This window comes from Lentzea aerocolonigenes (assembly GCF_000955955.1).
Lineage (GTDB): Bacteria > Actinomycetota > Actinomycetes > Mycobacteriales > Pseudonocardiaceae > Lentzea > Lentzea aerocolonigenes_A.
The window spans coordinates 64,884-87,115 of the sequence record NZ_JYJG01000004.1; the positions used below are offsets into that span (position 1 = coordinate 64,884).

Sequence of the window (22,232 nt, forward strand, 5' to 3'; positions counted from 1 at the left end):
TCTGGACCACTAGGTCAACGCTGTGGTCCTCAGTCGATCGGGCGGAACCTGACGCCCGTCCCCGGCCGCGCCTGACCGAGGAACCGCAGGTGATCGCGGTCGACGACACCGATCACCGGATAGCCGCCCGTCGTCGGGTGGTCGTTCAGGAAGACCACCGGCTGCCCGTCCGGCGGCACCTGAACGGCACCGGTGATCATCCCCTCACTGGGAATCTCGCCGTCACGACGATTCAGCTTCGTTCCGCTGAGCCGTGCGCCGACGCGGTTGCTGCGGTCGCTGACAAACCATTCCCCTTGCTGCAGCTGGGTTTCCGCGTCGTCGAACCAGTCGTCGCGCGGGCCGAGCCGGATCGGGATGACCAACGTTTGCAGCGCTCGGTGTGGTGGCACGACGTCCGCTCCGATTGGGACGTTCGGCGTACCGAGCGGCAGAACGTCGTTGTCCCGCAACGGGTCTGGACCGATTCCGGACAGCAGGTCGGTCGAACGGCTGCCGAGTTCCGCTGGGACGTCGATGCCGCCGGAGAACGCCAGGTAGGTGCGCAGGCCGGTGTCCGGCGTGCCGACCTTGAGCGTTGAGGCCTTGGGCAGGTGCAACGGCTGGTGCGAGTCGGCGAGCTTGTCGTCGATCCAGAGCCTTGTGTGCGGGCCGGTCACCGCGATCGTGCAGGACGCGTCGGTCGTGAGCTCCGCGCCGCCCAGCAGGAGTTCCAGACCTGCCGCTGCTTCGTCGTTGCCGACGAGCCGGTTGGCGAGCTTGAGCGAGTCCGGGTCCACTGCGCCGGACGGCGGGACGCCGAGGTGGGCGTTGCCGGGGCGGCCGAGGTCCTGGATCAACGCCTGCGGTCCGGTGCGGATGATCGTGATCTTGCGGTTCATGCCACCACGAACCTGACCTGGTCGCCGGGCTGCAGCAGCGCCGGGGTCTCGGCCTTCTGGTCGAACAGCACGATCTCGGTGCGGCCGATCAACCGCCAGCCGCCCGGCGTGGCTCTGGGGTAGGCGGCGGTGAACTCGCCCGCGATGCCGACACTGCCCGCCGGGACCTTCGTGCGCGGCGAGTCGAGCCGTGGCTGCTGGAGTGACGCGGGCAAGCCCGTCAGGTAGCCGAAGCCGGGTGCGAAACCGCAGAACGCGACCTCGTAGGTGGCGCCGGTGTGGAGCTTGACGACCTCTTCGGGACTGATGCCCGCAGTGTCGGCGACCAGGTCGAGGTCCGGTCCGTCGTAGATCACGGGGATGGTGACCTCGCGCGGGTGGTTCTCGGGCGCCTTGGTCAGGTCGACGGTGGCCAGCGCTTCCCTCACCTGCGGGAGAGCGCCCTTGACCAGCACCGTTCTGGCGGCTGGGACGAGCTCCTCGATGCCGTCGAGGCCTTCGAGGGCCGCGCGGACGGCCGCCACCTCGGTCAGTGAGTCGACCTCGACCAGGAGGGCGTCGGTTCCGCAGCGCCGGAGCAGCATGGACCCATGCTACGGGGAATCGTGGGATTGTTGAACAATCTGACGGGCGCGTCGTTGCCACATCGTGCAGCCCGCGACGAGCACGCCGAGTGCGACAGCGCAGGAGAGGACCAGGCAGCCCAGGTGCGAGGCGGGCTCACCGGCCAGCGCGGCACGCGGGTTGACGAGCCCGAACCCGAACCGGGGATCCCGTCCGGGCGCTCCGGCGTCCGTCGCCGTGCGAGCCAGCCGGTCGGTGACCTCGGTGGCGCTCAGCTCCGGAAACCGCGCCCGCACCAGCGCGACCGTGCCGGAGACGACCGCGGCCGCTTGGCTGGTACCCCGTCGCGGAACGTCCTGGCCCGCCGCGACGTCGACGCCTGGCGCCGCGAGGAAGATCTCCGGTCCCTCGACGCTGACGTCGGGACGGAACTCCCCGTGTTCGTCCACCGCGGAGACGGCAAGCACCCCGTCCCGATCGGCAGGGCTGGTCACTCGGGAGTCGACCGATGCGTTCCCCGCGGCGGCGACCACCACGACGTCGTGTTCACGCGCGTAGCGAAGACCCTCGTCGTACACACTCGAACCAGGAGTGCCGCCGAGCGACAGGTTCACCACCCCGGCACCCTCGTCGACGACCCACCGCAGCGCGGCGTTGACGTCGGCGGGACCGCCGTTCAGCCGGGCGGGAAGGACAGTCGCGTTCGGAGCCACCTCCAGCACCAGCCGGGCCATCGCGGTGCCGTGCCCGTGCGGGTCGGGAGCCTCCGCGCCGAGATCGGGAAAGTCCGCGCCGGGCAGAACGGCGTCGGAGAACCGCGCCACTCCGGTGTCCACCACCCCGACGACGACCCCGGCACCGGTGGAGAGCTCGTGAGCGCGGTCCAGCCCGAGCTGGTCACGCCACGACGGGGTGGCCGAGGCGAACCCCGGCCACCCCGCCAGCAGTGCCGTCAGCGCGAACGCCGCCAGCGTCCGCAGCTTCAGTGCCAACGCGACAACGCCATTTCGCCGTTGTCCATCGCGCCGGCGCGGAAGACCCAACCGGCCGCGCTGCTGGTGCGCTGAGCCGCCGACGTGATCGACGACTTGCCGCTGCCGTTGTAGAACGGACCGCACTGGATCCAGGTGCGCCCGCCGTCCCGAGACCAGTCGAGCCACACGCTCACGTTGCGCGACAGCGGCTCGAAGTGGCCCTCGAACAGTTGCGCCCAGCCGCGCCTGACCCCGTTCACGGTGCCGAAGTTCAGGTACAGCCAGTGCCCGCTCCTGGTCGGCACGTCCTCGACGTCGGTTCCGCTCAGGTTGTCCGGGATGTTGGCGAACCCGTTGGCCCCGTTCACGCAGTTGCCGGTGGTCGCGGACGCGGTGGACGGCACCAGGAGCGTGATGCCCGTGAACATCAGCACCGCGGCCACGAGCGCTGTCGCTTTCCTTTGCCAGTTCATCGAAATTCCCCCTCGTTCGGTTGTCACATGCCGATGGAGCGCAGCGTCTGTTCCAGCACGCCTGCGTAGTGGAGGGCGCCGAGTGCGTTCGGGTGCAACGACTGCTGACTCACCAGCCGTTTGAACCGATTGGGATCCTCGCCAGGTGTCTTCGAGATGATCACTCTGTTGATCAGTTCGGGATTGCCGCCGCACGCACCCTTGCCCGTGAACGTGGGAATCGGATCGGCGAATCTCACCTTGTAGAACTCACTGCGCAGGCCGTCCACCGTCGTGACATACCGGTCGCGCAGGTGAACCGCCATGTCCCGCAGCCAATGCCGGGTCTCGGTGGTGAACCCGGTGTTGCACGCGGTCGCTCCGTCCGGCTCGAGGAAGACCGGATAGCCCATCAGCACGATCGTCGCGTTGGGGGCGAGCTCGGCGATCTTGCGGATCACGGTGGCAACAGAGCCCATCACGCCGTCAATCCGCTTGGGCTCCGCTGCGGACAAGGGTTCGGTGTCGCCCGCGAGCGTGTTGTCCTGGCACCGCGTGGCCAAGACGCACTCCTCGAGCACAGGGGAGAATTTGGCGTCGTTTCCTCCGACCGAGAGTGTGACCAACGTGGTGTCGCGGTTCAGGAACCCCGCCTCCATCTGGCCCTTCTCTCCCGCGAAGACCGACTGGTTCCCGTAGACGTCTCCGGTCCACGCCCCGGAGCAGGCCAGCAGGTGGTGGTCCATGCTCGTGTCGTTCCAGTTGTCGGCGCGTTCGCCGATCGGTGTCTGGCTGTCCGCCAGCCTGGCGAGCCGCGACCACGAGTAGGTCGACCGGTGGCAGTTGTTCTGCATCCACGTGCCGCCGTGCACGTCGGTCTCGTGGTAGTAGACGCTGTTGTCCTCGGCGCCGGTGCCCTCACCCGAGGCGTACGAGTCGCCGAGCGAGACCACGATGTTCTTCGGCTTGCCGGGCAACGGGGCGAACGCCACCGCGTCGTACACCACGTCCTGGATGCCTTGCTGCTGCAGGGTCATCCTCTGGTCGGTGTAGTTGTTCAGCGACACCTCCGGCGTGCCGGAGAAGTTGAACACCCCGAGTGACACCCACTTGTTCTGCTCCGCGCCCTGCGGGATCGTCCGCTTCTGGTAATCCGCCTGTCCGACGCGAATCGTGTAGGTGGCCTGCTGCGTCTCGGCACCGTGGTCCGTGACGTGCACCAGCACCCGTGCCCACTGGTTCAGCGACTGGTTGAGCTTCCACGTGCCGGTCACCCGTTGCGCGGCGTAGTCCGCGACGTTGTTGAACGCGTGGGCGAACCAGAAATGCCCTCCGAAGCCCGCACCGACCTGGTGGAAGTCGACCTTCGACGGGTAGGTCGTCTGGTTGCCGTTCTGGATGCGGGAACCGAAGTTGAAGCTCAGCGAACCCGAGTTGCTGAAACCCTTGAGGCCGCAGCCGGTGCCGACCTCCACTGGCACGTCGTCGATCACCAACGCGTTGGCTGGCAGTCCCTGGTCGGCAGCGCCAGGGCCGCGGCCGCACCGCGCCGGGTACGGCGTCGTGATCGTCGGTTCCGGCTCGTTGCCGGAGAACGACAGGCGCTCGACCCCGCAGTCCCGTGCGCAGTCCGCCCAGGTCGTCGTGTCGTGCCACCAGCACCTCAGGTCGTCGCGCTGGCACGCCGTCGGGCCACCCTGCGGGTACTGCGCCGGCACGTGCGGTTTGGTCTGGTCGCACTGGTTGCGGTCCGGCGCGCAGAAAGCGAAGAGGCCGGGCCGGGCGCCCTGGACGCCGTGGGGCCAGACTGCGGGCGGGAAGGCCCAGTCGTACTTCTTCGCGTTGTAGTCGTAGCGCTGCAACCTGTTCGCGGCCCAGCCGATCACGCGTTCCGGATAGGACCAGTGGTTCGGCGTCTTCGCGTCGTCCCGGCTGTCGGACAGGAACACCCCGCGGTCGGCAGGGTAGTCGGGGTTGGCCATGTTGTTGGTCCAGCCCAGTCCGTACGCACCGCCCGCACCCGCCTCACCCGGCTGGTGGTAGCCCGAGTTGTAGGCCCACAGCGCGAACCACCAGTTCTCCAGGTACTTCGGGTCGCCCCCGTTGACCTTCACCCCGGCCGCCGCGAGCTCGTTCCACTTGCTCTCGAGGATCTGCATGCCGGCGGCGATGTTGGCCGCGTAGTCGACGGTGAGCGCGACCTGCTGCTGGTAGGTGTACTTGGTCATGCCCACGCGCATGCCGTCGGTCACCTGGGCCATGCCGTAACCGCAGTCGGCACCGGCGAAGTTGACGTAGCTGATGTCACCGTGGTTTCCATAGAAGCCGCCCTGGTGGAAGTTGCCGCTCTCCCCGTCGACCGCGTGGGGACTGGCCTGCCACATGTTCGACTCCTGCGCCAGGACACCGAGCATGATCTGCGCGGGAATCCGGCCGCCGCCGCTGAGACCGCGCAGCGGGAACAACCCCTGCGGGCTGTACGCGCCGATGGTGGTGCCATTCCAGCCGGCCGGGCGCCCGGTGGTCAGCTTGCCCTGGATCGCCAGGTCGACCGCCCACTCGCCCATCCGCGGACTGGGTTGCAACGTCTGGATCCGGGGATCGTTGCGCGGAATCGCACACGTCCGGTTCGGATCGGTCGTCTCGTTGGCCGGGTCGGCCGCCACGGTGACCGCGGACTGCTGTGGCGCCGACGCCGGTGTCGGCGCGGAGCCCTGCACCGGACCCGACGCGGACGGCGCGACGACGAAGTCCAGCTTCGCGCCGGTCGCCACGGCGGTGGCGGTGATGCTGACCGGCTGCGGACCGTCGTCACCGGAGCGCGCGCCCGCACCTGCCGCGGCCTCGTTCTTGTTGCTGGCAGCGGTCACAACGAGCTGTGCCGCCGTCGACAACTCGGCGTCGGCGGCTGCGTCGACGGCACGCCAGCCCTGCGGCAACGGCTTGCCGAGCGGAGCCTTGCCGAGCCTGGTGGCGCTGGGGCCGACCAGCACGGCTGTGCCGCCGGCGCCACGCAGTTGCACGTCACCCTTCGCGGCGGAGGCGACGATCGCGTCCGTGCCCGCGGACAGTGCGTGGATCTCGGTCTTGTCCTTGCCGACGACCTGATAACCGAGCACGTTCCGCCCGGTCGGAACCAGCCGGGACGGCGCGCCGTCGGTCATGTGCAGCAGCGACTGGCCGCCCTTGGCGTCAACGCTGACCAGCGACGTGCCCCTGACCGCGGCGACCGCCCCGCCGAACGGCACCGCGGAGGTGAGCTGACCGGGAGCGGACACCGTCTCGGTGATCTTTGCCTGCTCGGTGTCGACGGTCATCAACTTCGTCGCGTACCCGCGGCTCTCGTCACCGTCCAATCTGGACAGAACTGCGGTTTCCCCTGAGCCACAACCAGGATTGTGGTACGCCAGCGACACCGGCTGGCCGAGCTTGGTCACCGCGCCGGAACCGAGGTCGACGACCGCGGCCAGCGCGCCGCCGTGGAACAGCTGCTCCTTGTTCGCCGCGGCACGAGGTGCGTAGACCACCACCGCGTGCTTGCCGGAACCGGTGACGCAGTACTGCCCGATCCACTGGTCGGTGTCGGTGCCCGGCTCGGACAGAGTGGCCGCCGTGCGCCAGGTGTAGCCGGTCGCGGCGTCGGCGACGAGCAGGTGCAGTCCGCTCGCGTCGCTGTCGGACGTCACCGCGCGGTCGGTGGAGCCGCGCCACGCGGACGTGAGCTTGGCGTCGCGGTCGGCCTCGCGGACGCTCGGCTGGATCGGTGCCGGTGCGGCGGGGGTGGTCGGTGGAGCAGGTGGTTTCGCGGGTGCTGCCGGCGTGACGAGCAGCGACAACCCCAATGCCGCCACCACCGGTATCACCGTCTTTCGGGCGTGCTTGTGCACAGGTTTCTCCCCAGTTGAGATGTGCAGGCGCTGCCTACTGGAAGTCCCACAAGAAGGTTTTGCCGTCCTGCCAGCGAGCTGGGGCCCAGCCGAGCTCGGCGGACAGGTTGGACTCCCCGGTGGGGAGGGTGAGCCTCAGGCTCTGCCTCGACCGGTAGTGCTGGAGGATCTCGATGTCGTCCTGAGCTGTCGGGCTGAACCCTCTGATGACCCAGCGCTGCGCCGTGTCGTCCGCGTTGCAGGCGAGTTCGTGCACGGCACCGCCTTCGGTGGGCCGGTCGGGCTCGACCGGTACGAGGCAGAGGCCGCTGGCGGTGTCCTTGATCAGCACCAAGGTGTCGGGGCCGTCGGGGATCTCCGGTTCGATCTGGTTGATGTACTTGAACGTCCAGTAGCCCTCGGTCCACGCGTTGCACGGACGGCCCTCGACCAAGGCGTTGTCCTTGGGGTTGTTGTCCTTCAGCATCAGGCAGAACGGGTTGTCGTCCTGTTTGATCTGAGCCTGGAACAGATCCGAACCTCCCCCTGACGTGATCTCCGGCTCCAGCGCGACCGCGTCGAACGCGACCTGGTTGAAGCCGTCGCTGCCCGCCTTGATCGTGCTCAGGTGGACGGTCGGCGCGTTGAAGAACGGGAAGGTGCCGAGAGTCACCCACCGGTTGAAGGTGCCGCGCTGGTCGACGGGCACCGTCCGCGGACCGGTGGCGGTGTCGACCACGTAGTCGACCTTCGCGTTCGCCAGGTGGTCGGGGATGTGCACCTTCACCTTCGCGAGCCCGTCGATCGCCGGGAACTTCCAGGTCGCGTTGATGGCGAGCTTGCGCCCCTCTTCGGTGTCCGGCCTGGTGTGCCCGTACCAGAAGTGCGCTCCGTAGCCGCCCCCTGACTGGTGCAGGTCGATCCGCCCGGATGCGTCGTTACCGGACTTGCCGCCGAAGTCGAGTGAGAAGGTCGCACCCTCGGAGTTCTTCCTGATCTTGCAGGCCTTGACGCTGACCGGCTTGACCGCCTCCTTGACGTCGTCGACGACCATGGCCTGGTCGGAAATGCCGTCGTTGGTGCAGGCTGCCGGGTAGCTCACCGCGTTGATCGGTTCGGCTCGCTGATCCGTTTTCGCCCAGTCGTAACGCATGTACTCGTGGCCGCACTCGATGCCGCACGGGTTGCGCCACACCGAGGCCTCGTGCACCCAGCACTTGAGGTCGGTCTGACCCGCGGTGTTGGTGTGAGCGCACGGACCCGCGGGCTCGTCGCGCACCTCGGGTGCGGTCGGCGTGATCTTCGTGTTGGGCTGGCACTGGTTCGACGCGGTGCAGAACTGGTTCGCCGGTGGCCACGCGAGTCGCTTGTTGGCGTTGGGAGTGCCGGGAGCGTTCGGGTTCTGGGGGTTGTCCGTCCCACCCCACCAGGCCGCGCGGAAGAACGCGATCTCCTGACCGGGTCCTTCGTAGCCGCTGGGCGGGTAGGCGGCGAACCCGAACACCTTCTCCGGGTAGGGCCACTTCTGCGGCTTGGCGAAGTCGTGCGGGTCCAGCCCGAACGGCTGCCTCGCCGGGTAGCGGGGATTGGCCGGGTTGTTCAGCCAGCCGAGCCCCCACGCGCCGTTCGCGCCGGATTCACCTTGCCGGTGGAATCCGGAGTTGTACGCCCACACCGTGTAGAACCAGTTCTCGATGCGCGCCGGGTTGTTGTCGTTCAGGCGCATTCCGGCCGCCTGCAGCTCGTTCCACTTGATCTCGAGCAGCTGCAGTCCTGCCGCGACGTTCGCGGCGTAGTCCGTGCCGATGGCGTACTGCCGCGCCTCGGACAACGGCGGGTCGTTCGGCTTGTCCGGCTTGGGCTTGCCCGGCAGGCGCATGCCGTCGGTCATCTGCGACGGGCCGTAGCCGCAGTCCGCCTTGTCCCACCGGATGTCCCAGTCGTCACCGGTGATCGGGTTGCCGTTGGCGTCCTTGTTGTAGATGTCGGTGCCGTAGTAGTTGCCCACCAACGGGTTTCCGAACTGACCCGCGATGGTGCGCCGGTCGGCCTGCCACAGATTCGACTCCTGACCGAGCACGCCGAGCAGGATCTGCGCGGGAACCTGGCCACCACCGGTCAGCCCAGCGCGCGGGAACATGAGCTGTTCCTGTGGTGTGTAGGCGAACGAGATGCCGTTGTTGTTCCAGTTCGGTTCCCGCCGCACGTCGAGGTGGCCGCTCACGGCCATGTCGGCGGCCCACTCCACCTGCTTGGGCTTCGGCTGGTAGACCTGCACACCGGGATCGTTGCGCGGCACCGAACACACCCGGTTCGGGTCGACGGTCTCGTCCCAGCGCGGCGTCAGCGTGGCAGCGGGGTCGACGACGAAGCCGACGTCCTTGCCACTGCGCAGGTTCTTCGTCCTGATCCGGAGCTGGTCCGCGGCGGACTTGGCCTCCCAGATCTGCGGACGCTTCGTCTCGACCGCGGTGATCGCGGCATCGCCACTGGTCGACACCTCCGAGCCGGCCGGCACGTCGAGCTTGCGGACCGGTGCCGGCAGCGACTCGACCTTGGTCGTGGCGCCGGTGATGAACACCTTGCCGCCCAGACCGCGCGCCAGTGCCACCTCGCCCGATGGCCCGGTGGCGAGCGTCGTCGCCGCGGTCGCGGGATCGGCTGTGGAGGACACCACGGCACGACGAACCCGGTCTTGGCCGTTGTCGGCGTCGACGTAGACGACCCCACCGTCCGCGTCGGCCCTGAGCTGGCGAGGCACCCCGCCGGTGTTCTGCACGACCCGGCGCTTGGAGCCGTCGTGGTTCACGCGCAGCACGCCGGCCGAGTCGGCCACCACGAAACCCCCGTCGACCGGAGTCGCGGAGGTGACCTGGGTCTTCAGCTCGGTCCGCTGGCCGAGCGCGTTCGACGTCGTGTCCAGCAACGTGACACCGGTCTTGCCGAGGTCGATGTCACCTTCCTGGGTGAGCGCGGCGGTCTCGCCAGCACCACAGCCGGGGTTGAAGTACGCCAGGCTGGTCCGGATCGGCAACCTGGTCACGGCGCCGCTCGTCAGGTCGACCACCGCGGTGAAGCCACCGCGAGTGGCGAGCTGCTCGTCGTTCGTGAACGTCCTCGGCGCGTAGACCACGACCGCCTTGCGACCTGACCCGGTCACACACGCGTTGCCGATCCACTGGTCGGTCTGCACGCCCGGCACGGACAGCGTGGCCGCGGTGCGCCACGTGTAGCCGGTCTTCGCCTCCGCGACCAGCAGCCGCAGACCGTCCTGGTCACCGCTGGTGGTCCACAGCCGGTCGCCTGATTCCTGCCAGCCCCTGCCCAGCAGCTCGTCGCGCTGTGCGGGCGCCACGCTGGACGACTCCCGCGGTGCCTGCTCGACCGCGTTCGCGGACGGCGCTGGCAGCACAGCCATCACGGTCAGCGCGCACAGCGCTGACCGCCCCCATTTCCTTCTCACTCCCCAGCCCCCTCTTTCACCGGAGCGGACGATCACCCCGGGAGAAGACTGGCTGCGAAGCGTTGCAGAAAGATTGACGCGCTGGTCAGGTACTAGAACCCGGTCCCAGAGGCTCTAGCCGACGACGCGCATGAGGTGCGCGGACGTGTGCGGCTGCCTCGGCTGCCCCACCATGGCCCGCTCCTCGACGTACGCCAGGTCGCCGTTGTTGACGATGCCGTACAGCCGATGGGAGGACGTGACGTCCTTGGCGGTGGCCGTGCGGATGACCGCGTCGGTCTCGAACTCCCACGCGGTCTGCTTGATCGGCTTGCCGTAGTACATCTCGACGACGCCGGTGTTGTGCGTGAGCAGCACCTCGATGGTGTCGTCGGGCTGCGGCCGCCAGAACCCCGACTCGCGCGCGGCCGGGCGGATGACCTCGCCGGCCTCGTTGAGCAGCCACGACCGCGCCTCGTAGATCAGGAACGGCCGACCGTCGTGCGCGAAGGTGATCTGCTGGCCGAACCTGAACGGCCCGTCGATCGTCGGGTAGACGACCTCGCCCTCACCGCGCCACACGCCGACCAGCGGGAGGACCGCGAGGAGGGCGTCGTTGAGGTTCGCGCCTTCCCGCAGGTTCGCCGTGTCGCCCGGGATGGGCATGTCGGTGAACTGGGGGAGGTTGCGGGCGCGCGTGGCGGCGGCTCGCTCTTCTGCCAGGCGGATGGCCTCGTCGCCGCTGCCCGGGATGGGGGTGCCTGCGGTCATCGCTGGTCGGAGTAGAGGCGGTACACGACGTAGCCCGCGAACCACATGACTGCGATGGTCACTAGCACCAGGAGTCCGGTGAAGATGTGTTCCACGTTGGGGAGGATATCTCTCCCTGGTTGACGTGCAGGGTTGTGGTGGCGGAGGACACCGCCCACGCCCGCTCCGGATGGGTCGTGCGGCAGTGGGCTTGCGGTGGTCGGCTTGCGGTGACCCGGCTCGTATGTGACCGCACACCGCGAAAGCAGCACCCGACAAGCCGCCCAGAAACAAGCAGAAGGCCCCGGCGGAGCATCTCCGCCGAGGCCTTCGCCATACCCGATCAAGCGTCAGGCAACAGCGATCTGCACGTCGTGAATCCCAGGCCCGGAAGCCGAGACATCAGCCTGCCCGTTCCCAGACCGGTGCAGAGCGCGGACGGTCCAGCTGCCCGGCGCGGCGAAGAAGCGGAAGTCGCCCTCCGGGGAGGAGACGACCTCGGCGGTGAACTCGCCGGTCGAGTCGAGCAGGCGGACGTAGGCGCCACCGACGGGAGACCCGTCCGCGACGACCTTGCCCTGCAGGACGGTTTCGGTGGTCGTGGCTTCGATCGTGCCGCCCTGGACGGGCGCGCCGCATGAGTCGGACATGAGAATCAGGCCTCCTTGCCGGAACCGAGTTCGATCGGCACGCCGACGAGCGAGCCGTACTCCGTCCAAGAACCGTCGTAGTTCTTGACGTCTTCGTGGCCGAGCAGCTCGCGCAGGGCGAACCAGGTGTGCGAGGAGCGCTCGCCGATGCGGCAGTAGGCGATGGTCTTGCGGCTGCCGTCGAAGCCCGCCTCCGCGTAGATCTCGCGGAGCTCGTCGTCGGACTTGAAGGTGCCGTCCTCGTTGGCGGCCTTCGACCACGGCACGTTCACGGCCGACGGGATGTGGCCGGCGCGCTGGGCCTGCTCCTGCGGGAGGTGGGCCGGGGCGAGGAGCTTGCCGGAGAACTCGTCGGGGGAACGCACGTCGACGAGGTTCTTGTTGCCGATGGCGTCGACGACCTCGTCGCGGAAGGCGCGGATCGAGAGGTCCTGCTCCTGCGCCTTGTACGAGGTCGCGGGACGGGTGACCTCGTCCTTGTCCAGGGGACGGCCGTCGAGCTCCCACTTCTTGCGGCCGCCGTCCAGGAGCTTGACGTTGGTGTGGCCGTAGAGCTTGAAGTACCAGTAGGCGTAGGCGGCGAACCAGTTGTTGTTGCCGCCGTAGAGGATCACCTGGTCGTCGTTGGAGATGCCCTTGGCCGAGAGCAGCTTCTCGAAGCCCTCGCGGTCCACGAAGTCGCGGCGGATCGGGTCCTGGAGTTCGGTCTTCCAGTCGATGCGTACGGCGCCGGGGATGTGGCCGCCTTCGTACGCGGTGGTGTCCTCGTCGACCTCCGCGAACACGACGCCGGGCGTCTGGAGGTTCTCCTCGGACCAGGCGGCCGAGACCAGCACGTTCTCACGGCTCATGGGACGTTGCTCCTGTTGGTAGTGCGTGGGCTTATTGCGATTGCGGACGTGCGAGGGCGGGTGCGTACCGGCGCAGCAGCAGGTACATCTCGCACCCGAGGCACAGGCCCAGCGCGGCGTTGAGCAGCGCTGCCACCAGTGCGAGGGCTGTGGCCACCATGCCGAGCGTGGTCAGACCCGTGGCATAGCCGAGGGTTCCGATCAACGCGAACACGAATCCGACGCCCTGGGCGAAGCGGAGCGGTGCGGCCTCTTCGCGTTCGGTGGTCGGGGTGATCCGTGGCTGGATCGCGTAGCGGTAGACGTGGCCCCACGGGTTGAGCTTCAGCGAGATGAACGCGCACATCGCGAACAACACCGTCTGCGCGGCGAGGAGCCGCCACCAGCCGGTGAGGAGCACGACGGCCAGGATGACGGTGGTCATCCAGGCGGAGAAGCGCGGTCCGCGCGGGTCTACTGGGGCATCTTTGGGCACGACGACCTCCGGACATTCGGACGAGGAGAAATTCAGTCCGTCAGAGGTAGCTGCTGGGCGTCAAGCGGCCCAATCAGCTCGTCGTGCGACACAGGCTGCTGCGCACGCGGCACAGGTCAACCGCGCGTCGCTTCGTGAGCAGCATGGTCATGCCAGCGAGGGTAGCCCTCAATCCCTCGGTCCGGGAGGTATGTCCATCTGGTGGAACAACCCAGGTTCACTCGACCGGATTAGGGCAGATGTGGTTGCAGGGCGGCGAGCAAAGTGTCGCGTTTCGGTACGCCACCGACTCGCAACACCTCCACGCCGTCGGCTGTCAGAGCGAGAGTCGTCGGAGTGCGCATGACGCCCAGAGAAGCGGCCACGTCCGGCAGGTTCGTCACGTCCAGCTCGGCGTGTGTGAGGCCGTCGGTGCGGGAGGCCAGGTCGCTCAGGATCACCTTCGCGTGCCGGCACGGCGCGCAGAACGTGGTGGAGAGCTGGACCAGCGTCACCCCCGGCGCGAGCAGGTCGCGCACGGGAGCGGGCAGGTCGGCAGAAGTCTCCCGGGAAGAGATGCGGCCCTCGCGGACCTTGAGCAGCACACCGATCGCACCGGCCACGGCCAGCGCGCCCAGCAGCGCCCACACACCAGTCATCGTTGGACCAACGGTACATCCGTGATGATGCCCGACAGCACGAACGCACCGGGCTCCACCCGCACGGCGGTCGGCACGGCCCCGAACGGCAGCTTGCCCGGGTCGATCTTGACCGCGAGCGCCTGGCGCAGCGTCGGGACGATGTTCTTGAGCGACATGTCGTCCAGCTCGACCTCGTCGACCGTGATCTGGATGGCGCCGCCGGCCAGCGAGACCTGGCCGTACGCGGTGAGCTTGACGTCCTTGCCGGCGACGTTGGTCTGCCCGGAGAGCTTGATCGCGGCGGTCGTCTGCGGCGCGGGCGGCGTGCCGGGGGCCGTGGTGGTCGTCGTCGTGGTCGTGACCCGGTTGTCCGGGTCGATCGAGAGCTTGTCGAACGGCGTGACCTGGCTCGCGAGCCGGTTCAGGTCCAGCGACTTGATCTTGACGCTGCCCTCGACCTGGTCGATGGTCGCCTTGGAGACGTTGCCCGCCAGCAGGTCCGACAGCTCCACGCGGGTGTGCCGCAGGTCGGCGTGGATGTCGAGGTCGCGCAGGTCGACGCCCTGCGCCTCGTTCTTGATCGGCACGCCGGACGCGTCGATCGCCACGTGCGTGTAGTCGCCGCGGACCGCCTGGAGCATGAACGGGAAGCCGTTGATGCGCACCGACGGGTCCTCGTCGAGCTGCAGCTTCTCCCGCATCCGCTGGGCGATCTGGTATTCGCCGGCCGCGGCGAGCGCGAAGTCGGCGGCCACCAGCAGCAGTCCCAGCACGATCACCGTGATCAGGAGGAACTTGCCGCGCCGGGACTTCTTTCGCGGCCGTGCAGGGGTGTGCGCAGTCATTCCTCGTCCTCGACTTTGCCGGCGATCCATGCCGCCATCCGGTCTACCAGGTCTGGAGTCGCGGCTGATTCCGCATGCCGCATACCGGGCTCGATCCACAGCTCGGCATGTCCTGAGGACGCGCGGTGCAGTGACTCGGCGTGCTCCGGACCGAAATAGTGGTCCAGGTCACCGTGCACGATCAGCAGTGGGGTGGGTGTGATGCACGCCACCACCTCCAGCGGACTCTCCGGCGGTTGTACCCAGCTGTCGCCGAGCCGAACCCCGAGCGCCCGTGCGGCCAGCTTGCCGTGCGGCTGCTCCAGCAACCAGTGGACGCGCCGCATCGGCGCCGTCTCCCGCGACCACCACCGGGCCGGGCCGCTCACGGAGACAACGACATCAGGGCTGGTCTCGCCCAGTGCCGCATGCCGGATCACGATCGAGGCGCCCATCGAGAACCCGACCGTGGCGATCTTCGAGTAACCCAGTTCGCGAGCTGTGCGAACCGCCGCCTCGATGTCGTGGATCTCGTCCGCGCCGACCGTGGAGCGTCCTTCGGACCGTCCGTGGCCGCGGAAGTCGTACGCGACGACACCCCCGTGCGCGGCCAATCGGGCCAGAACCCGCGCGACGTACGGCTTGGTCACGTTGTTCGTGAACCCATGTCCCACAACGAAAGCGAGGTCGTTTTCACTCTTGTAGTGGACGCCGTGCAAGCGCACTCCGTCATGTGACACGGATGTAACAGGCGTGACGCTTGTGGAAACAACTGTGAGCACGGCTTCTTGACCTGGGACTTTCTCGGGTTGCACCGGTATTGTCTCCGTCATCCGCAGGCAACGGGGCCCGGTCACCGTACGCCCGTGTGCTGGTCAGAGGTGACCAGACCACGGCCGAGAAGGAGGGCGCCGCGATGAGCATCGACGTGCTGCTGCTGACGACAGACCCCGACCCGGAGGCCGTGCTGCCCGCGCTGGCACTGCTCCCGCACGCGGTCCGCCCGCTGCGTCCCGAGGTCTCCGCACTGCTCGAAGCCGGTCCCCACGACATCGTGCTGGTCGACGCCCGCACCGATCTCGTCGGCGCCCGCTCGCTGTGCCGGCTGCTCGACTCGTCCGGCGTGGACGTGCCCGTGGTGGCGGTCGTCACCGAGGGCGGTCTGGTCGCCGTCAACTCCGACTGGTCGGTCGACGAGATCCTGCTGCCGAACTCCGGTCCCGCCGAGGTCGACGCCCGCCTGCGCCTGGTGCGCTCGCGCCGCGGCGCCACGCAGCCCGGTGGCGACGGCGCCCTGCAGCTCGGCGACCTCGTGATCGACGAGGCCACCTACACCGCGCGCCTCAAGGGCCGCCCGCTCGACCTCACCTACAAGGAGTTCGAGCTGCTCAAGTACCTCGCGCAGCACGCGGGCCGGGTCTTCACCCGCGCGCAGCTGCTGCAGGAGGTCTGGGGCTACGACTTCTTCGGTGGCACCCGGACGGTCGACGTCCACGTGCGACGGTTGCGCGCCAAGCTCGGCCCCGAGCACGAGGCGTTGATCGGCACGGTTCGCAACGTCGGCTACAAGTTCGTGCGCCCCCCGCGCCCCGGCTCGTCGCGCCGCCCGGCCGAGATGGTCGAGGTCGACGAGATCAGTGACTCGGTCCACGTTCTGGATGAGCGTTTGATCGCGCGGTAGGTTCGCCTGTGTGGCGCAACTGAGCTGGTACGACGAGCTGACGACCGACCAGGCCGCCGAGGTGCGGGGCCTGCTGGCGGCTGCCGAGAGCACCGACGGCGTGGCCCCGGTCGGTGAGGCCGTGCGACTGCGGATGCGCCCCGGTGCGCACGGCAGCAAGCACCTCCTCGCCCACCTGAACGGCGAGCTCGCCGGGTACGCGCACGTGGACATGCTCGGTGACTCGGGCGGCCACAAGGTCGCCGAGTTCGCCGTGCACCCGAAGTACCGCCACCAGGGCGTCGGCGAGGCGTTGGTGAAAGCGCTCCCGCTGCAGGACTCCCTGCGGGTCTGGGCGCACGGCGGTCACCCGGACGCCGAGAAGCTCGCGGAGAAGCTCGGGTTCCGCAAGGTGCGCGAGCTGCTGAGGATGCGGCTGCGGGTGGAGAGCGAGCTGCCAGAGCCGAAGATCCCCGAGGGCATCACCATCAGGCCGTTCGTCCCCGGCAAGGACGAGGCCGCGGTCGTCTACGTGAACCACCGCGCGTTCGACTGGCACCCCGAGCAGGGCTCGATGTCGATCGAGGACGTCCGCGCGAAGGAAGAAGAGGACTGGTTCGACCAGAAGGGCTTCCTGCTCGCGTTCAACGCGGACGAGCGGCTGGTGGGCTTCCACTGGACGAAGGTGCACACGCCGGACCTCGGCGAGGTCTACGTCGTCGGCGTCGACCCGGACAGCCAGGGCGGTGGTCTCGGCAAGGCGCTCACCCTCGTCGGTCTGCGTCACCTGCGCGAACAGGGCGTTAAAGAGGTGATGCTCTACGTCGAGTCGGACAACGCGGCGGCGGTGAGCGTGTACACGAAGCTCGGCTTCACGCTCTGGGACGCGGACGTCCAGTACGCCCGGTAGTCAACGGATCGTCACAAAACGCATACGCGCTGGTCACGCCCTCACTCGTTTGGCCGTGTGACCCGTCACTTCCCGTTCGGTGTTCACCTGTCGTTCACCCTGACTAGGTGGGCTGTCCACCATGGATACCTACCTTCCGAAGCGAGCGGCGACGTCCGTCGCGAAACCGCTAATGCTTCCGCAAGGTGGAGGACCAAGGTGAAGATCCAGCGGCACGGCGCCGTGCTCGGCCTCGTCGCGGCCAGCGCGCTTCTGCTCGGTGCGTGTGGCAGTGACAACAACACGGCGGCAGGCGGCTCCACGCCGGCCAGCGGTACCTCCGTGCCCGTCGAGTGTGGTGGTAAGCCCAAGCTGAACGCCGAGGGTTCCTCCGCGCAGAAGAACGCCGTCGACGCGTTCGTCCAGGCGTACAAGGCGGCTTGCCCGAGCGCCGACCTCGCGTACAACCCCTCCGGCTCCGGCGCGGGCGTGAAGAACTTCAACGCCGGTCTCGTCGACTTCGGTGGCTCGGACTCCGCGCTGAAGGACGGCGCCGAGACCGAGGCGGCCGCCAAGCGCTGCCAGACCAACCCGGCGTGGAACCTCCCGCTGGTGTTCGGCCCGGTCGCGATCGGCTACAAGGTCTCCGGTGTGGACAGCCTCGTGCTGGACGCCAAGACCACCGCCGCGATCTTCTCCGGCGCGGTCAAGAAGTGGAACGACCCGGCCATCAAGGCCCTCAACTCCTCCGCCGCCCTGCCGGACAAGGACATCGCGGTCATCTACCGCTCGGACGAGTCGGGCACCACCGACAACTTCCAGAAGTACCTGACCACCGCCGGTGGCTGGACCAAGGGTGACGGCAAGCAGTTCAAGGGCGGTGTCGGCGAGGGCAAGGAGAAGTCCGCCGGTGTCGCGCAGGCCGTCGGCTCGATCGACGGTGCGATCACCTACGTCGAGTGGTCGTTCGCGCAGGACAACAAGCTCTCGACCGCCAAGATCGACGCCGGTTCGGGCCCTGTCGAGCTGTCCGCCGAGTCGGCCGGCAAGGCCATCGACGGCGCGAAGGTCAAGGGCGAGGGCAACAACCTGGTCCTCGACCTGAACTCGATCTACGGCACCAAGGCCGCCGGTGCGTACCCGCTGCTGCTCGCGACCTACGAGATCGTCTGCTCGAAGGGCTACGACGCCGACACCGCCAAGGCCGTCAAGGCGTTCCTGACCGTCGCCGCCAGCACGGGCCAGGCGCAGCTCGCCGAGGCCGGTTACGTGCCGCTGCCCAAGGCGTTCCAGGACAAGATCCTGACCGCTGTGAAGGCGATCGCCTGAGGTTGATGCGAAACTTCGGCTGACGCAGACGCGATGAACGATCCCGTCGTGGCCAAGCGCCCCGCCGGCTCCGGAGACACCGGAGCCGTGCGGGGCGTTGCGGCTGCTCCCACTGCCACGGAGGCTCCGATTCCCCCGACACCGGAAGCTTCAGAGACTCAGACCAAAGTTCACGTTCGGCCTGGCGACCGGATCTTCCGCGGCCTGGCGACGGGTTCTGGTGTCTTCATCGTCGCGATCATCGGTGCGATCGGGCTCTTCCTGATCGTGCAGGCGATCCCGTCGCTCGGGTTGGACAACGTCAACTTCCTGACCAGCCGCGAGTGGAACACGACCGACCCGGCCAACCTCCGGTTCGGCATCCTCGACCTGCTGCTCGTGACGGTCGTGGTCGCGTTGCTGGCGCTGCTGATCGCGATGCCGATCGCGATGGGCATCGCGCTGTTCCTCACGCAGTACGCCCCGCGCAAGCTCGCCCGGCCGTTCGCGTACGTCGTCGACCTGCTGGCCGCGGTCCCTTCGATCGTCTTCGGCCTGTGGGGCCTGTTCGTGCTGGGGCCGGTGCTGTTCCCGATCTCCACGTGGCTGATCGACAACCTCGGCTGGATCCCGATCTTCGCCAAGGGCAACGTCAACGTGCAGCTCGGCGGGACCGTGTTCACCGCGGGCATCGTCGTCGCGGTGATGATCCTGCCGATCATCACGGCGGTCAGCCGCGAGGTCTTCGAGCGGACGCCGACCATGCACGTCGAGGGGGCCATCGCGCTCGGCGCGACCAAGTGGGAGGTCGTGCGCACGACGGTTCTGCCGTTCGGCAAGGCGGGTTACATCAGCGCCTCGATGCTCGGTCTCGGCCGCGCGCTCGGTGAGACCATCGCCGTCGCGGTCATCCTGAGCACGGCGACCAGCTCGTTCGGCTTCTCCCTCTTCGACGGCGGCAGCACGTTCGCCTCGAAGATCGCCCTGGCCGCGCCGGAGTTCAACGACGCGCGCTCCGCCGGTGCCTACATCGCCGCCGGTCTCGTGCTGTTCGTGCTGACCTTCGTGGTCAACGCCATCGCGCGCTCGATCGTCGCCGGCCACAAGGAGTACGAGTGAGCACCCTCTCCGCGGATCCCCAGCGCCTCGCGACGCCGCCGACGTTCCAGAAGGTCGGCGCCGCCCGTCGCTTCAAGAACGGTCTCGCCACGACGCTCGTGTGGGGCTCGTTCCTCGTCGCCGTCGTCCCGCTGGTGTGGGTGCTCTACACCGTCGTGCAGCGCGGCTTCCCGGTCATCCTCGACGGTGACTGGTGGTCGAAGTCGCTCTCCGGACTGCTGGCCCGTCAGCAGGGCGGCGGTGCGTACCACGCGATCTACGGCACCCTGGTCCAAGGCCTGGTGTGCGGTGTCATCTCCGTGCCGATCGGCATCATGGTCGCGATCTACCTCGTCGAGTACGGCGGCCGCTCGAGGCTGTCCCGCGCCACGACGTTCATGGTCGACATCCTGACCGGTGTGCCGTCGATCGTCGCCGCGCTGTTCGTCTACACGGTGTGGATCACGTACTTCGGCCTCGGCCGCAGCGCGCTCGCCGTGTCGCTCGCGCTGGTGCTGCTGATGGTGCCGGTCGTGGTGCGCACCACCGAGGAGATGCTCAAGATCGTCCCGGACGAGCTGCGCGAGGCCTCCTACGCGCTGGGTATTCCCAAGTGGAAGACGATCGTCAAGATCGTCATCCCGACGGCACTCTCCGGCATCCTCACCGGCATCATGCTCGCCCTCGCCCGCGTCATGGGTGAGACCGCGCCGGTGCTGGTGCTGGCGGCGTACGCCCCGTTCATCAACTTCAACATGTTCGACGGCCCGATGGCCTCGCTGCCGTTGCTGATGGTGAACGAGCGCAACAACCCGACGCAGGCGGGCTTCGAGCGCATCTGGGGCGCGGCGATCACCCTGGTGCTCCTCATCACCCTGTTCAACCTCCTGGCGACCGTGATCTCGCGGGCGCTGGCGCCGAAGACGAAGTGAGCGGGCGGACATGGCCAAGCGACTCGACATCAAGGACCTGAACCTCTTCTACGGCAAGTTCCACGCCGTCGAGAACGTCTCGCTCCAGGTACCTCCGAAGAACGTGACGGCGTTCATCGGCCCCTCCGGCTGCGGCAAGTCGACCGTGCTGCGGTCGCTCAACCGCATGCACGAGGTGGCCATCGGCGCGCGCGTCGAGGGCAAGGTGCTGCTCGACGGCGAGGACATCTACGCGTCCACTGTGGACCCGGTCGAGGTGCGCCGCACCATCGGCATGGTGTTCCAGCGGCCGAACCCGTTCCCCACGATGTCCATTCGCGACAACGTGGTGGCGGGTCTGAAGCTCGCGGGCGTGAAGAACAAGAAGGAGCTCGACGAGGTCGCCGAGCGCTCGTTGCGCGGCGCCAACCTCTGGAACGAGGTGAAGGACCGCCTCGACAAGCCGGGCGGCGGCCTCTCCGGTGGTCAGCAGCAGCGTCTGTGCATCGCCCGCGCGATCGCGGTGCAGCCGGACGTCCTGCTGATGGACGAGCCCTGCTCCGCGCTGGACCCGATCTCCACGCTGGCGATCGAGGACCTGATCACGGAGCTGAAGAAGGAGTACACGATCGTCATCGTGACTCACAACATGCAGCAGGCCGCGCGCGTGTCCGACCAGACCGCGTTCTTCAACCTGCTGGGTGTCGGTCAGCCGGGCCAGCTGATCGAGGTGGACGACACGGAGAAGATCTTCTCCAACCCCGGCCAGAAGGCGACTGAGGACTACATCTCCGGTCGCTTCGGCTAAATTGCTGGGCGTGAGCCCGCAAAGCAAGAGCCGCAAGAAGAAGCAAGGCAAGGCACCCGGCCGCCGGCCTCAGCAGCAGTCGCCCTACGCACCGCTGCTGGAGTCGGCGGCCGCGTTGCGTTCGGAGTCGTGGCTGCTGGCCGAGTCGTGGGCGAGCGAGCTGTTCGGCACGCTGTGGCTCGGTGCCTGGCGGTTCGAGGACTGGCTGGAGGCCTTCACGTCCGAGTACGGCCGGATGGTCGACGCCCTGAGCGAGATCGAGCAGCCGGAGGCGCTCACCGCGCTTCGTGCGCTGTCGGGCGTGGGCGACGCCGACCTCAGGGCCATGGTCACGACCGCGGCGAACGACCTGGCGGCCAAGGGTGTCGAGGATCCGGAGTGGTACTCGCCGGGCGCGCTGCCGGTGTTCCGCGACGCCTTCCTCGTCACGAACCTGTTGGGGGACGTGGAGGTCATCGCGTTCACCCAGGACCGCGCGGGTGTTCCCGAGACGATGATGTTCATGCGACAGCCGGTGCTCGGCGCCACCTCGATCGAGCTGTTCTCCACGCCGGACGAGGGCACGATCGCGTTGCTCGAGGACATGATCTCCTCGACGCCCCAGGCGTTCCGCAACCAGATCACGCCGCTGACCGCGGAGCAGGTGTTCGACCGCCTGTGGCCGGACGTCGAGCAGTTCTGGTCCGACGGTCCGGACGACGAAGCCGAAGAGAGCCTGATCGGCGACGACGAGGAGGCTCTGCACCCCGTTCAGCTGATGGCGCTCGCCGAGGCGCGCGTGAGTCTGCTGGTGCCGGGTGACTACGAGATTCCCGCCATCAGTCCGGAAAGGACGGATGAGGTCGTCGCGGCGTTCCTGGCTTCAGAGCACGGGATCGCTGACGTCGAGGCGGCGCGGGCGTTCGCTCAGCTCGTCGCTTCCGCTGCGGTGGAACAGAACCGCGACCCGGTCGAGTACGGGCCGGCCTCGCTCACCGCTGTGCTGATCATGAACTTGGCCGCGCGCGTGCACGTCTCGGACGAGGATTTGGCGCTGCTGCCGGAAATCGCGCGGGCGTGGGCGTACTTCACCGTCGAGGCACGGGATCTGCCGCGGGAGCAAGCCCTCGAGGAGTGGGACGAAGAACTGCCCACCGTGCTCGCCGAGTTCTCCGAGGCTTACGCCGATCCGGAGCTCGCGGCAGAACGCGATGGGCAGTTTCGTTGATC

The 22,232-nt window shown here is 68.1% G+C and carries 21 protein-coding genes; 7 read left to right on the forward strand and 14 right to left on the reverse strand.

The window, feature by feature from the left end; genetic code table 11:
- Window positions 1-29: 29 nt before the first annotated feature.
- From UK23_RS01665 to UK23_RS01725, 14 genes are all read right to left on the reverse strand, one after another.
- Entirely contained in the window at window positions 30-881 is an 852-nt protein-coding gene (locus UK23_RS01665; protein WP_045309531.1) for a biotin-dependent carboxyltransferase family protein, read from the reverse strand.
- Window positions 878-1,465 (reverse strand): 5-oxoprolinase subunit PxpB, encoded by a 588-nt coding sequence (pxpB, locus tag UK23_RS01670; protein WP_045309532.1) that lies wholly within the window; start codon window positions 1,463-1,465, stop codon window positions 878-880. Before pxpB ends, UK23_RS01665 begins: the two co-directional genes overlap by 4 nt.
- Window positions 1,466-1,474: 9 nt before the next feature.
- Window positions 1,475-2,437, reverse strand: a complete 963-nt coding sequence (locus UK23_RS01675; protein ID WP_052684287.1) for a S8 family serine peptidase — start codon at window positions 2,435-2,437, stop codon at window positions 1,475-1,477.
- Entirely contained in the window at window positions 2,428-2,892 is a 465-nt protein-coding gene (locus UK23_RS01680; protein WP_156212648.1) for a hypothetical protein, read from the reverse strand. Before UK23_RS01680 ends, UK23_RS01675 begins: the two co-directional genes overlap by 10 nt.
- Window positions 2,893-2,915: 23 nt before the next feature.
- Complete coding sequence (locus UK23_RS01685) at window positions 2,916-6,758, reverse strand: SGNH/GDSL hydrolase family protein (RefSeq protein WP_052684288.1); 3,843 nt, start codon at window positions 6,756-6,758, stop codon at window positions 2,916-2,918.
- A gap of 34 nt (window positions 6,759-6,792) precedes the next feature.
- Window positions 6,793-10,155, reverse strand: a complete 3,363-nt coding sequence (locus UK23_RS01690; protein WP_052684289.1) for a hypothetical protein — start codon at window positions 10,153-10,155, stop codon at window positions 6,793-6,795.
- Window positions 10,156-10,314: 159 nt separating this feature from the next.
- Window positions 10,315-10,950 carry an FABP family protein gene (locus UK23_RS01695; RefSeq protein WP_045309534.1) on the reverse strand — a complete coding sequence of 212 codons (636 nt, stop codon included), beginning with the start codon at window positions 10,948-10,950 and terminating at the stop codon, window positions 10,315-10,317.
- A 329-nt stretch (window positions 10,951-11,279) separates the two neighbouring features.
- Window positions 11,280-11,579, reverse strand: coding sequence for a DUF1416 domain-containing protein (locus tag UK23_RS01700; RefSeq protein ID WP_045309535.1), 300 nt, complete (start codon window positions 11,577-11,579; stop codon window positions 11,280-11,282).
- 5 nt (window positions 11,580-11,584) lie between these two features.
- Window positions 11,585-12,430: a sulfurtransferase gene (locus tag UK23_RS01705; protein WP_045309536.1), complete on the reverse strand. Its 846-nt coding sequence runs from the start codon at window positions 12,428-12,430 to the stop codon at window positions 11,585-11,587.
- Window positions 12,431-12,461: 31 nt separating this feature from the next.
- Window positions 12,462-12,905 (reverse strand): DUF4395 domain-containing protein, encoded by a 444-nt coding sequence (locus tag UK23_RS01710; protein WP_082114337.1) that lies wholly within the window; start codon window positions 12,903-12,905, stop codon window positions 12,462-12,464.
- 73 nt (window positions 12,906-12,978) lie between these two features.
- Complete coding sequence (locus UK23_RS54910; RefSeq protein ID WP_352235731.1) at window positions 12,979-13,056, reverse strand: putative leader peptide; 78 nt, start codon at window positions 13,054-13,056, stop codon at window positions 12,979-12,981.
- 79 nt (window positions 13,057-13,135) lie between these two features.
- Window positions 13,136-13,543 (reverse strand): thioredoxin family protein, encoded by a 408-nt coding sequence (locus UK23_RS01715; protein ID WP_045309538.1) that lies wholly within the window; start codon window positions 13,541-13,543, stop codon window positions 13,136-13,138.
- Complete coding sequence (locus UK23_RS01720) at window positions 13,540-14,370, reverse strand: DUF2993 domain-containing protein (protein WP_045309539.1); 831 nt, start codon at window positions 14,368-14,370, stop codon at window positions 13,540-13,542. Before UK23_RS01720 ends, UK23_RS01715 begins: the two co-directional genes overlap by 4 nt.
- Window positions 14,367-15,131: an alpha/beta fold hydrolase gene (locus UK23_RS01725; protein WP_269112240.1), complete on the reverse strand. Its 765-nt coding sequence runs from the start codon at window positions 15,129-15,131 to the stop codon at window positions 14,367-14,369. Before UK23_RS01725 ends, UK23_RS01720 begins: the two co-directional genes overlap by 4 nt.
- Window positions 15,132-15,265: 134 nt before the next feature.
- Here UK23_RS01725 and UK23_RS01730 point away from each other — a divergent pair, with 134 nt between their 5' ends.
- From UK23_RS01730 to UK23_RS01760, 7 genes are all read left to right on the forward strand, one after another.
- The gene (locus UK23_RS01730) at window positions 15,266-16,030 is read left to right on the forward strand and encodes a response regulator transcription factor (protein ID WP_045309591.1); all 765 of its coding nucleotides are present in this window, start codon (window positions 15,266-15,268) and stop codon (window positions 16,028-16,030) included.
- Between the two features lie 10 nt (window positions 16,031-16,040).
- Window positions 16,041-16,919, forward strand: a complete 879-nt coding sequence (mshD, locus tag UK23_RS01735) for a mycothiol synthase (RefSeq protein ID WP_045309541.1) — start codon at window positions 16,041-16,043, stop codon at window positions 16,917-16,919.
- Between the two features lie 198 nt (window positions 16,920-17,117).
- On the forward strand, window positions 17,118-18,227 hold the full coding sequence (pstS, locus tag UK23_RS01740; RefSeq protein ID WP_045309542.1) for a phosphate ABC transporter substrate-binding protein PstS: 1,110 nt from the start codon (window positions 17,118-17,120) through the stop codon (window positions 18,225-18,227).
- Between the two features lie 33 nt (window positions 18,228-18,260).
- Window positions 18,261-19,325: a phosphate ABC transporter permease subunit PstC gene (gene pstC / locus UK23_RS01745; RefSeq protein WP_082114339.1), complete on the forward strand. Its 1,065-nt coding sequence runs from the start codon at window positions 18,261-18,263 to the stop codon at window positions 19,323-19,325.
- Complete coding sequence (gene pstA / locus UK23_RS01750) at window positions 19,322-20,236, forward strand: phosphate ABC transporter permease PstA (protein WP_045309543.1); 915 nt, start codon at window positions 19,322-19,324, stop codon at window positions 20,234-20,236. The genes pstC and pstA overlap by 4 nt, the downstream gene beginning before the upstream one ends.
- A gap of 10 nt (window positions 20,237-20,246) precedes the next feature.
- Window positions 20,247-21,023: a phosphate ABC transporter ATP-binding protein PstB gene (pstB, locus tag UK23_RS01755; protein ID WP_045309544.1), complete on the forward strand. Its 777-nt coding sequence runs from the start codon at window positions 20,247-20,249 to the stop codon at window positions 21,021-21,023.
- 10 nt (window positions 21,024-21,033) lie between these two features.
- Window positions 21,034-22,230 (forward strand): hypothetical protein, encoded by a 1,197-nt coding sequence (locus tag UK23_RS01760; RefSeq protein WP_156212652.1) that lies wholly within the window; start codon window positions 21,034-21,036, stop codon window positions 22,228-22,230.
- Window positions 22,231-22,232 lie beyond the last annotated feature (2 nt).